Origin of the sequence: Arcanobacterium bovis, from assembly GCF_004331995.1 — a bacterium.
Taxonomy (GTDB): Bacteria; Actinomycetota; Actinomycetes; order Actinomycetales; family Actinomycetaceae; genus Arcanobacterium_A; species Arcanobacterium_A bovis.
In genome coordinates this window covers 262,174-273,997 of record NZ_SJDT01000002.1, presented here as the reverse complement: position 1 = coordinate 273,997, position 11,824 = coordinate 262,174, and the positions used below count along the sequence as shown (strand labels likewise).

Here is an 11,824-nt window from a genome sequence, read left to right as displayed (position 1 = left end):
GGTATCAAAGTAAGAATCAAACAATCTTTAGAAACAGAGCTTATCGCCTATCACAGCTCTTAGCTCCACGTTCGACTAAATAATACCAACTAGTTTCGATAAAACCCGTATAAACTCACGGGCTTACAACATCAATCCCGAGCGGCAAGAAGTGTTTCGTATTTCTTGAAACAACAGTTAACCCATGTGCTTGTGCAATTGCCGCAATATAGGCATCGTCAATTGGAGCTTTTGCCGGAACCTCAAAATTACGAAATATCAAGGCCGCATCAAGATCAAAACTAAGTATCCTACCCGAAAATGCTGGTAAAACCTGACCTTCGAACCATTGAGTTAGTACTCGGGCTTGCAATTCGTCCTTTGCCGCAATAGCTTTAATTCCCCTACCGATTTCTGCCGCAGTTAACGAACAAATATATGTATCTTCTGGAGGAATATTTTTCGCCCAGTCAAACACCGATTGATTTTTCTCAGGCCGACGCAGAGCAGAAATTACGTTGGTATCAAGAAGATACTTCACAGATCCACCTCACGTGAGCCAATACCAAGCCGCGGTGGATCAAAATCGAAATCCGTCTCGCTACTAGTAATTTCTTGCGCAAGTAATGAAGCAATAGATGGGCGTTCAGCACACAAAACCGAAGACAAAATCTTCCTTGCTTCACTTTCCATCGAGGTGTGATTTTGCCGAGCACGAGTCTTTAGCGCCTGCTTCGTACCTGTTGGAAGATCACGTATCAACAATTGTTCAGCCATCAGAACTACCTCCGTTCACCACCCACTATAACGATATCATCAAACTGATAGCACCAAAAGCAGATCCGAAACCGCAAGAATCGGTGCCTGCATCTAATCTTTTGACCAGTATGCAAGCATTTGTCCGCCAAATGAGCTGTTAGCTTAGCGTCACACAAACGATGGCAAAATTTGGGAAAATAAGCTATGTTCACTGCGTTAGGGAAATCTATTTCTGCACGTCCTAGGCTTGTCATAATCGTGTGGCTCATCTTATTCGGACTTGGCTTCAGCGCCGCCGTCACAGGTTTCGGGCAAGGTACGCTCTTTTCACGAATGGAATCAAGCAGGTCGATGGTGCCTGGTTCGGAATCCGATCTGGTGATGCGAGCAGTAGAAGACGCCGGCGAAAGTGAAGCAGTAACGTCTATTGTCACCGGCGTCAAAGCCGACGACGTTCAAAGCGATCTCGCCGCCTTACGGCGCACCCTCGCTTCCATTGACGGCGTACGAGGAGTTAATGATCCGATATCCGTTCGCGATAAAGCACAAAATGAACTCGCAAAACAAAAGGAATCTGCAACTCAAAAAGCAATTTCTGAAGCAGAACCTCAAATCAGCCAAGCCATAAATGCTGCCTTGGCATCTCAAAATTCCCGCCTCGCACTTGTGCCACCAGTTCAACGCGAACAAATACAGCAACAGGTTGCCAGCGACGTGCGCAAGCAATTCGAAAGCCAAATTCGTACCCGAGTTTCCCAAGAGGTTGACACTCAATTTGCGAAGTTACCTGCGCCAGATTCGGCATTGACATCGAAAAATAGCTTTGCGGTTGTTGTACAACTGAACAAAGATGCCAGCGAAAGCACACACTCTCAAGTAGATGAGGCGATAAGCGACTTTAAAGCGGCAGTTGCCGCTTCCCATCCTGACGTGCGGGTTGATTCAATTTCGCATCAGATTGCCAAGAATCTCATTCTCGGTCAAGTCGCGAAAGACCTAGTCCGCGGCGAAACTATCGGTTTGCCTATGGCACTATTGTTCCTCGTAATCGTATTTGGCGGCGTCATTGCAGCTGGTCTGCCGCTCTCGGCGGCCCTCGTATCAATTGGAATTGCATCTGGTTTAACGTGGTTCGTCACGTTCTTCACCAATGTCGATTCATTTATCCTCAATATTTTGACGATTATTGGTCTGGCACTGTCGATCGATTACGGATTGCTCGTCGTTTCGCGTTATCGAGAAGAAATTGGAAGGCGACTCCAAGAGCTTGGATACCCCGCCGATGGTTCAAAGGTTCCGGCAGACATTCGCGATCTCATTAACTCCTCCGTTACAGCAATCGTCAAAACTGCCGGACGCACGGTGTTTTTCTCCGCACTCACAATTGCAGTATCCATTGCTGGCCTGCTTGTTATGAAAGCACCAATGCTCAAAATGATTGCGATGGGCGGCATGATCGTCACAATTTTGGCAGTGCTTACGGCAGTCACTTTCGTCCCAGCGCTGATCAAAGTGCTCGGTGTGCGAATGCTCAAGCCCTCTGTCCTCACCCGTTTCACATTCTTCGACAAGTTGGTGAAGCGTTTTGGTGATGCCACCACCGAAACTGGTATATTTTCTCGACTCGCACAGTGGGTACATCGCCATCCTTGGCCAGTATTGATTGGCGTAACTTCGCTCCTAGTAGCCTCAACTCTGCCCTTGCAAGACTTTGAAATGCGTTCGAACTTCACCGACTATGTTCCGCAGCAAACTAGTGCAAAATATGCACTCGACGCGATTAATTCCGATTTTCCAGCTTTGCGCACGCCCACAGGCACGGTAATTGCAGACACCAACGTTGAGAATACCGCTGGACTCATTGCAGATATCAAAAATATCGCCGGAATTGATTCAGTTTCTCAAGCAGAAAAGCTCAACGATAGCCAAACGATCATTACCTTCCATGTGGATACGAACGATCAAGTCGGACATGAAGCAACTCAGGCCGTCATGGCAGTACGGGAACTCACAGCAGATTATTCCTTCAAAGTCGGAGGCAGCGCAGCGCTCCAATACGACTTCAACCGTTCGATTATGGCTGGAGCACCCTACGCCGCACTCGTTATTGTTGTGGCAGTGCTGTTGTTGCTATTCCTCATGACGGGATCCGTTGTAGCAGCACTCAAAGCATTAATCATCAACTCATTGTCGCTCATTGCCGGGCTCGGACTAACAGTGCTGGTGTTTCATTATGGACTCTTCGGATTACCGAAAACGGCAGGACTAGAGACTTTCGTAGTGGCTTGTTCAGTAGCTTTCGGCTTCGGACTCGCAATGGATTACGAAGTATTCCTGCTCGCCCGAATAAAAGAATACTGGGATTCGATACACGATAACGACCTCGCAGTTGAGCGCGGTTTGCAGCGCTCTGGCCGCATCATTACAGCCGCAGCAGTCATTATCATTGCTGTTTTTGTTGGCTTCATTTTTGGCGAGTTGCTTCCGATTCGCCAAATCGGCGTTGCGCTGGCAATTATCGTGCTTGTAGATGCTTCATTAGTTCGTATGCTACTCGTACCTGCCTTTATGACGCTCATGGGCCGGTGGAATTGGTGGTCACCACGATTCTTGCGGTCATTCTACGAGAAGTTCAAGATCACCCATTAATCGCCATTCAGCAGGCATACGAATGTGTCCTGCGACCTCCTCCGGCCAGCAGGACACATCTGCATTATTTCGCGTAAGTGGAATAGTCTTTGAAAGGTTGTGGTCCGCAAAAAATTAGATGCGGACCAGGTGTTATGCCGAGCCGAAGATACAATTTCCGCGCTTTATGATTCCACGCCCACATGCCAAAAAACACCGTTTTGTCCAATGAGAGCCAATAATTTACCGACGCTACCATCACAGCACTAGCAAAACCTTTGCCCCGATAGTCGGGATCGGTAGCCAAACCGGCAAAATGAATTTTGCCGCCACGCTCACTAGCTCCCATCACACACGCTAGCCTGCCGTTATCGCCCGGAATCACGAACCAATCGAGGGTATCGATATCATCGACTGCCTCCGAGATAGGATTTGCTTTTTGCAAAACTTCCATGATTTCGTCTCTACGCTCGCGAAAACCATGGCTACCTGCGCGAAGAACGACGACGGCGTCGTCGCCCTGCACAGAAGGAATCGGTTCCGTGGCAAAGAAAAACTCCCACTCGTGACCCCAATGCGCTCCGCAACGCTCGCGCAACTCGTGAGGCATATGCTCGTAGACCTCACGATTCATCATGATCTCGCACTTCGATAGCACCGCATCATCAAGGCTGGTAAGCAGTTCGATAACGCGATCAGGATGTCCAAATGCCTTGCCTTCGTAGTCAACGCCGGCATATGCCATATCTGAGGAGCGCAGAATTACTACCGCGGCGCGATCATCACCTTCGTAGAACACGATCCGGTCTTTTTGCGATTCCAACCAAGGCGCAATCTCATGCTGCCAAAAGAAACTCGAAATACCGCCGAGCAAATCCATTCTTTCCTCTGTTTTCTTGTACAACTTTTCTTGTGCCATGTGCCAGTAAGTAGGGCTTTCTAGCCGATATGCACTAGTGCATTCCAAGCTAGAAAGCCCTACTTTGTCAGTTCAGTTTATGCGAATTTACTTCGCTGTTTCTGAGGCTTCCTTCTGCTTTGGCTTAGCATCAATACCTGCTTCTTTACGCTGCAAGGCAGTAATCGGCGCAGGAGCATCAGTCATCGGATCCCAGCCGTTTCCGATCTTCGGGAAAGCAATCACGTCGCGGATCGAAGGAGCCTTGGTCAACAAAGCAACGATACGATCCCAACCAAAAGCGATTCCGCCGTGTGGTGGCGCACCGTACTTGAATGCATCAAGCAAGAAGCCGAATTTCTCTTGTGCAGCTTCCTGATCCAAGCCCATCACCTTGAAAACGCGCTCTTGCACGTCACGACGATGAATACGGATAGATCCGCCTCCAATTTCATTACCGTTACACACGATATCGTAGGCATACGCAAGTGCATTACCAGGATCAGTATCGAAGTTTTCGATCCACTCAGGCTTTGGCGAAGTAAAGGCGTGGTGAACTGCCGTCCATGCGCCTCCTGCCACTGCAACGTCACCTTCAGCTTCGGCGTCTTTAGTAGGCTTAAACAGTGGCGCGTCCACAACCCACACAAAAGCCCAAGCATCAGGATCGATGAGGTTGCATCGCTTGCCAATCTCAAGGCGGGCAGCGCCGAGCAGCTCTCGGGAAGCAGTTGGCTCACCAGCAGCGAAGAAGATGCAGTCTCCTGGCTTGGCACCAGTAGCCTCAGCAAGGCCTGCGCGCTCCTCTTCGGAAATATTCTTGGATACTGGGCCGCCCAAGGTACCATCTTCAGCAATCGTCACATAAGCCAAGCCCTTCGCACCGCGAGCCTTTGCCCACTCTTGCCACTTATCGAAGGTGCGGCGTGGCTGCGACCCGCCACCTGGCATAACAACTGCACCAACATAAGGATTTTGGAACACCCTAAACGGCGTATTTGCAAAGTATTCGGTGAGATCAACGAGTTCATAGCCGAAACGAAGATCTGGTTTATCTGAGCCGAAGCGCTCCATCGCTTCACGGAACGGCATCCGCGGAATAGGAGTTGTGAGCTCAACGCCAATCAGCGACCAAATATTCTTTAATACATCTTCGGCAATCGCCATCACGTCGTCTTGATCCACAAACGACATCTCGACGTCGAGCTGTGTAAACTCTGGCTGGCGATCTGCACGGAAATCCTCGTCACGGTAGCAACGAGCAATTTGGTAATAGCGCTCCATACCTGCAACCATCAACAGCTGCTTAAACAGCTGCGGAGACTGCGGCAGTGCGTACCATGAACCAGGCGCCAAGCGGGCAGGAACAATGAAGTCACGCGCTCCTTCAGGTGTGGAACGGATAAGAGTTGGAGTTTCAATTTCCACAAAATCGTGACCATCGAGTATACGACGTGCAGCTTGCGATACCTTGGCGCGCAAGCGAATTGCGTTCTGCTCATAGGAACGACGCAAATCAAGATAACGGTACTTCAAGCGGGTTTCTTCGTTAACTGAGCCGGCGTCTTCAGCGTGATCCGAAATCTGGAAAGGCAAGGGAGCAGCGCTGTTGAGCACCTCAATCTCCGAGGCTTCCACTTCAACATCGCCAGTCGGAAGCGCCGCGTTTGCATTACCTTCAGGTCGCTCGTTCACAACGCCAACAACTTTAATAACGTACTCCGAGCGCAGCTCGTGAGCTACCTCTGCACGAATCGTAATCTGCGCGATTCCAGAAGCATCACGCAAGTCGATGAAAGCAATTCCGCCGTGATCTCGGCGTCGATCAACCCAACCAGTGAGCGTTACGGTAGATCCAATGTCTTCTTTACGCAGGGAACCTGCCATTCGTGTGCGCAGCACAGCGACCTCTTTTCAGTTGTTGGAATCACCCGCGAGACGAGCGGGCTACAGCACGTGACGAGACGGGAAACGTGCACGTCAATAACTCTACCGCGCGCCCGATCCAAGCCAAAACTTCAACGCCGCGCTCATGCCGAGCCATATGTCACAGCCGTAGCCTTTGCGAAGCGTTCACTTTTATAAAGACAATGGTAGTGTGACAAATCCTCAAGCACCCGATCCGCATTCCGTTCCACAATCGCAACCGACTCAGCGCTCCGAAACGCGCCCACGACGTCGTCTTAAAGCGCGCCCTCGCATACGCACAACGCCGCTCGGTGAAAATTTAGAGTTGTGGTTGCGCATTATTGCCGTTTCGCTCATCTCGCTTGTAGCTTTTGAGGTAATTGCGGTGGCGACGGCGATGCCATACGTTGTCGCAGATCTCGGCGGAATTCGCTACTACGCCCTCGCTTCAGGAATCGCTCTCGCTGCACAGGTAGTGACGACGGCGATTGCGGGCGTTTGGTGCGATGCCCAAGGTCCGAAGAAAGTTCTCTATACGGGAATTATCTTATTTGTTGCCGGCTTGGTAATTACGACTTTCGCCACAAACACAGCGATATTGGTTGTTGGACGGGCGATTCAAGGTCTGGGGTCAGGGCTTCTGATCGTGCCGCTCTATGTGATGGTAAGCGGTTATATTCCCAAGCAAAAACAACCTGCAGTGTTTGCATCTTTTGCTGCAGCGTGGATTCTTCCTTCCCTGATCGGCCCTGTTATCGCTGGAATTTTCGTCGATTATCTCCACTGGCGCTGGGTATTTGGCATTACGCCAGTGCTGATTGTAATTGCTGCTCCTTTTGGGTATTCAAAAATCAAACAGTTCCCGCCTTTGGCTGAACCAGTCAAAGTTGGGAGCCTGCATCGGCTATTGTTTTTCGCGCTCGCTGCGGGGATCTCGGTAGCTTGTTTGCAGATTCTTTCAGGCACGCAACGAGGCCATTTTACGCCCATTACCTATATACTTATCGCTCTCAGCTCCGTAGCGTGCTTCGCTTTCATGAGGCCGCTCCTTCCGGCAGGTACACTGAGCGGCAAACGCGGCCTGCCTGCATCGATATTTTTCCGTGGTCTTATCAACGGAACTTATATTACGGTGGAGCTTTTTCTGCCCTTGCTCCTCAAAGAGGTGCATTCCTTCTCCCCTACGTCTGCCGGATTCGTCATGACCGTTGGCTCAATCACCTGGGCTGCCGGATCGTGGTGGCAAGGACGCGTCACTAATGCACGCATACGTGCGAAGTTCCCGCTGATCGGCACACTGATGCAGCTTGGCGGCATGCTTTTGACAGTTTTGGGAGCATTCCCGAGTCTGCCAGGCGAAACTGTATTCATCGGCTGGCTCATTGCCAGCACTGGATTAGGAATTTCCTACCCGGCAATGACGGTACACGCTCTCGCATTGACCGAGCGGAAATTGCACGGCAAGACGTCGTCAGCCCTACAAATATCCGACACGCTCGGATCAGCAATGCTCATCGCGTATGCTGGTATTTTGTTCTCCGTGACGCGCAGCTTCGAGCATCATGCATTCACGTGGGTGATCGGCTTCTCTTGCGCAGTTCTTATTGTGGCGCTGGTGCTGGTAAGGCGGATCACTGCCGGTGAGAACGAATCAGCAGATTGCACATACTAGCAGGCATTTAAGGCTTTTTAGAACGATTTTTGCGGCACGAACAAGCTCAACGTGCCCCATCTCACCGCGGCGTTTATCGCGAATCGAGATCTGAACCTTATATGCTTGAAGAGCGTCAAGAAGTGGCGCATGGCCTTTGCCGACTGCGTGTGTATATGTGTGTATTTTTCGGCAAGGTGGAGAGTTTGGACCTCAATTCCGCCAAGGCCCGAAGAATCAACAACGTTTGGACGTAGTTTAATGTCGGATAATTCCGTAACTTTTGCTGACCTCAATCTGCCTGAAACCATTTTGCAGGCAATCACCGAAATGGGATACGAAGTCCCAACAGCTATTCAACAGCAAGCAATTCCACACTTGGTAGAAGGGCGCGACGTCGTAGGCGTGGCGCAAACCGGTACAGGAAAAACTGCTGCTTTTGCCCTCCCAATGCTCGGTCACGTCGATCCTGACGTACGCGAAGTACAAGCTCTTGTGCTCGCGCCAACGCGCGAATTGGCAATGCAAGGCGCAGAAGCCATCGAAACTTTTGCCTCCAAAACCGGCGGCTTAGACGTCGTCGCCGTTTACGGTGGCACTTCCTATGGTCCACAACTCGGTGCGCTAAAAAATGGTGCACAGGTTGTCGTGGGCACGCCTGGCCGCGTTATGGATCTCATTGAGCGCGGCGCGCTTAAACTCGAAACGGTTCGTTATTTCGTGCTTGACGAAGCAGACGAAATGCTACGAATGGGCTTCGCTGAAGACGTTGAAACTATCGCCGCGGGTCTTCCAGAAGAACGTATTTCTGCACTGTTCTCTGCAACCATGCCCGCAACGATCCGCAACGTTGCCCAAACTCATCTCAAAGATCCAGTCGAAGTGACAGTCTCACGGCAAGCTTCAACGGTTGACACCATCACCCAGACTTTTGCAGTGGTACCGATGCGTCACAAGATCGGCGCATTAGCACGCGTGTTGGCTACCACCAACGCCGATGCTGCGCTCGTATTCGTGCGTACCCGCGCCACGGCTGAGGAACTTTCCCTCGAGCTCACAGCGCGCGGCGTCATGACCGCTGCGCTTTCGGGCGACGTACAGCAAAAAGACCGCGAAAAGCTCGTCGAGCGTCTGCGCTCTGGCACCATTGATGTACTCGTAGCCACCGACGTCGCAGCGCGCGGTTTGGATGTTGAGCGTATTGGTCTTGTGGTCAATTTCGACGTACCACGTGAAATCGACACCTACGTGCACCGCATCGGACGCACTGGTCGCGCTGGTCGTGAAGGCACTGCGCTAACTTTCGTTACTCCCAAAGAACGCACTCGTTTGCGCCGTATCGAGAAAGTTACCGGCGCGCGCATGACTGAAGTTGATCTTCCAACTCCAGCCCAAGTTTCCTCACTGCGTGCACAACGGGTGATTGACCAGGCAATTGAGCGCTTCGGAGTAGGGCGCCTCCATGTTTATGATGAAGTCCTCGCAACTTTTAAAGAAGCTCAAGGCGAATCCGAATCACCACTGTCTACCGAGGATTTGGTTTTGGCGCTCCTCGCGCTAGCTGTACGCGATCCAGGTCCACAAGCCAATGACGAGCCCGAGTTCCTCACGGCAAAGTTTGACGACGGCGGCCGCGAACGCGGTTCTCGTGCTGGTCGTGAGCGTGGCGAGCGCGGTGAACGCGGTGAACGACGTCGTGAATCACGCAAACCAACTTTCGAAGGCACAGGCACAACGTATCGTATCGAAGTTGGCCGTCGCGACGGCGTTTCACCTGGTCACATCGTAGGTGCGATCACTGGTGAAGGCGGAATTGCCGGTTCACAATTGGGCAAGATTGACATCTTCCCTTCCTTCTCGCTGGTTGAGCTACAGCATGAGCTGGACGAAAGTACACGTCGGAGAATCGGTCGAGCACGCGTTGCGGGTCGTACATTGAATATTTCCGAAGATCGTGGTCCTGGTCATCGCCCTGCCGGCGGTTTTAATGACGACGATCCAGAGTTCCGCAAGTACCGCGCTGATCGCAAATTTGGCGATGATCGCCGCAAGTTAAAGTCCTCGGCACGTGGAGACCACGGCACTGATCGCCGTGCCAGCCGTGGATTCCGCCATGACGATCGCGCTGATCGCGGCTTTGGTGGGCGCTCCGAACGACGCGGCGGACGCTTCAATGATCGCTTCGCAGATCGCGGCGCGCGCCGTCCCTCCCGAGACAGCGACCGCTGGTAAAATGTGCCACTCTGCGTGACGATAACGACTGAATAAATTACTCCCTGAAAGGCGAGCTTAATCTAGCTCCTGCTTTCAGGGAGTAATTGTATGCTCAGCCTCAAGCTTTAACGTTCTGCAAGGATTCAACAAGGCGCACGTATTGCACATAGTCACGCATATCGGCCGTCAAAGGAGCAAAAAGTTCAGCAGCTAATTCCTTGGAAATACTCCGCTTAAGATCGCGCATCACAGCTCTTTGCAATCGACGCGCACGCCAACGATTTGCCATGCCGCCTACACCAGATATCAGCAAAGATCCGAGTATTGCGCCGAGAATAAGTATCAGCGGCAGACCGATAGCAACAACTCCCCCGATATTCACGGCTGGAGGGGAAACAAGTTGTATCTGAACCAAGTAACCGAAATTCAGAAATAGCAACCACAGGCCGCCGATGACGGCGCTAGCAGCACAAAGCCATTGCAAAACGTTGATCGCTCTCCACCATAGCGGAATCCTACGAATCGGTAAGGAGATATTGTGCAATGCACGCGCCACGGTACTCAATAGTGCCATCGCGCGTGGGCGATTGCGCTGTTTTACATCATGCGCCCATAGCTTTGGCATTTGATTAATATAACGGTCAAGAACGCGGTCAAGGAGAATTTCATAACGAGCTTCATAGGCAGGATCGACGCCGATAAGGTCCGTTATCGTCACGAACTCCCCTAAGCTCTTGCTTGGATTCTCTTTGCTCGTTTTGTTCGTGGTTTCGCTATCAACCCGGTATCTCTTAAGCGGATCAATTTTCGCACGCCATAGCCACCTAGTAACTAATGACGTCGTGCGGTTCTTGCCTCGATAAATCGCCGAGTCATAAACCATTTTGGCGATATGCTTCCCACCGATCGCACCTAACAATGCACCTGTGAGCTCGTCATCAGGGGACGGTTCCCTTCGCGCTAGGCTTTCCAGCTCCCCAATATTGGTTTCGGTTGTGAGATCCTGGGCAATGTTTTTTAACTGTGCACACAAGTGAACATAAGCTGCGTTGCGCCTCGAGACTATGCTTGAAATTCGCGCACGCAGTTGAGAAATCCCCATCCCTGAGATTGCCGACGTTGCCAGAACTGGAATGTCAATACCGTGAGTTTTCAAAAGTTTTTGTGCGTCAGCAAGCACCGCCGCTTGAATCTCTTCTGGAAGAGTATCTGCTTGGTTGAGCACAACAATCGTTACCTCAGCATGATGTCGCATATGGGCAAGGTAATCGTCATGCACAATGGCATCGGCATATTTTTGCGGGTCAAGCACCCAAATCAGCACATCAACCTTTTCGGAAAGACGCCGAGCTATCGCCCGGTTGCGATTATTCGTTGAGTCGATATCAGGAAGGTCTAACATGATGACTGAGGCTCGTGTGTTCTGCGAGCTCAGTTCTAAGGTTTGCGTGAGCTTTGGTTCGATATGTCGACGCTGTACATCAAGCCAATCGAGCATTTCGGTAGCCGGCGCACTACAAACAGCTTGCGCCTCAGATGTCGTTGGTCGAGTTGGTGCTACCTGCGCAATCTCAGATCCCACCACCGAATTAAACAGTGAAGACTTTCCTGCGCCTGTTCCCCCTGCAAATGCCACCACAGTATGATCCACCCCGTGCTGACGCCGCTGCGAACTGTATGCCAAAAATTCGTCAATTTTATTCAAAAGGTCTGGATCAATTCGATTCTTAGCAAGGCGCGAGATTTCTTCCAGATTAGTGATTGCTTCAGCAAACGAGATACCCATT

8 protein-coding genes are annotated in these 11,824 nt (G+C 51.2%); 3 read left to right on the top strand and 5 right to left on the bottom strand.

Annotation, left to right across the window (positions count from 1 at the left end; all coding sequences use genetic code 11):
- Positions 1-115 precede the first annotated feature (115 nt).
- Both EZJ44_RS03095 and EZJ44_RS03090 read right to left on the bottom strand, forming a co-directional pair.
- Entirely contained in the window at positions 116-520 is a 405-nt protein-coding gene (locus EZJ44_RS03095) for a type II toxin-antitoxin system VapC family toxin (RefSeq protein ID WP_131279998.1), read from the bottom strand.
- The gene (locus EZJ44_RS03090; RefSeq protein ID WP_131279996.1) at positions 517-756 is read right to left on the bottom strand and encodes a FitA-like ribbon-helix-helix domain-containing protein; all 240 of its coding nucleotides are present in this window, start codon (positions 754-756) and stop codon (positions 517-519) included. Before EZJ44_RS03090 ends, EZJ44_RS03095 begins: the two co-directional genes overlap by 4 nt.
- A 240-nt stretch (positions 757-996) precedes the next feature.
- Here EZJ44_RS03090 and EZJ44_RS03085 point away from each other — a divergent pair, with 240 nt between their 5' ends.
- Positions 997-3,387: an MMPL family transporter gene (locus tag EZJ44_RS03085; RefSeq protein WP_165496092.1), complete on the top strand. Its 2,391-nt coding sequence runs from the start codon at positions 997-999 to the stop codon at positions 3,385-3,387.
- A gap of 64 nt (positions 3,388-3,451) precedes the next feature.
- On the opposite strand, the gene EZJ44_RS03080 is transcribed toward EZJ44_RS03085, so the two are convergent.
- Both EZJ44_RS03080 and aspS read right to left on the bottom strand, forming a co-directional pair.
- Positions 3,452-4,285: a GNAT family N-acetyltransferase gene (locus EZJ44_RS03080; RefSeq protein ID WP_131279992.1), complete on the bottom strand. Its 834-nt coding sequence runs from the start codon at positions 4,283-4,285 to the stop codon at positions 3,452-3,454.
- A gap of 87 nt (positions 4,286-4,372) precedes the next feature.
- Entirely contained in the window at positions 4,373-6,166 is a 1,794-nt protein-coding gene (aspS, locus tag EZJ44_RS03075; protein ID WP_131279991.1) for an aspartate--tRNA ligase, read from the bottom strand.
- 196 nt (positions 6,167-6,362) lie between these two features.
- Here aspS and EZJ44_RS03070 point away from each other — a divergent pair, with 196 nt between their 5' ends.
- A complete protein-coding gene (locus EZJ44_RS03070; RefSeq protein WP_131279990.1) occupies positions 6,363-7,844 on the top strand; it encodes an MFS transporter in 1,482 nt (493 codons plus the stop codon).
- 240 nt (positions 7,845-8,084) lie between these two features.
- Entirely contained in the window at positions 8,085-10,055 is a 1,971-nt protein-coding gene (locus EZJ44_RS03065) for a DEAD/DEAH box helicase (RefSeq protein ID WP_241658565.1), read from the top strand.
- Positions 10,056-10,155: 100 nt separating this feature from the next.
- Here EZJ44_RS03065 and EZJ44_RS03060 read toward each other — a convergent pair whose 3' ends face one another.
- On the bottom strand, positions 10,156-11,823 hold the full coding sequence (locus tag EZJ44_RS03060) for a GTPase (RefSeq protein ID WP_131279989.1): 1,668 nt from the start codon (positions 11,821-11,823) through the stop codon (positions 10,156-10,158).
- Position 11,824: the final 1 nt, after the last annotated feature.

Excerpts from the sequence above, each read along its gene's own strand:
- EZJ44_RS03080 (WP_131279992.1), bottom strand. The coding sequence starts at position 4,285 with ATGGCACAAGAAAAGTTGTACAAGAAAACAGAGGAAAGAATGGATTTG.
- EZJ44_RS03065 (WP_241658565.1), top strand. The coding sequence starts at position 8,085 with ATGTCGGATAATTCCGTAACTTTTGCTGACCTCAATCTGCCTGAAACC.
- EZJ44_RS03090 (WP_131279996.1), bottom strand. The coding sequence starts at position 756 with ATGGCTGAACAATTGTTGATACGTGATCTTCCAACAGGTACGAAGCAG.
- EZJ44_RS03060 (WP_131279989.1), bottom strand. The coding sequence starts at position 11,823 with ATGGGTATCTCGTTTGCTGAAGCAATCACTAATCTGGAAGAAATCTCG.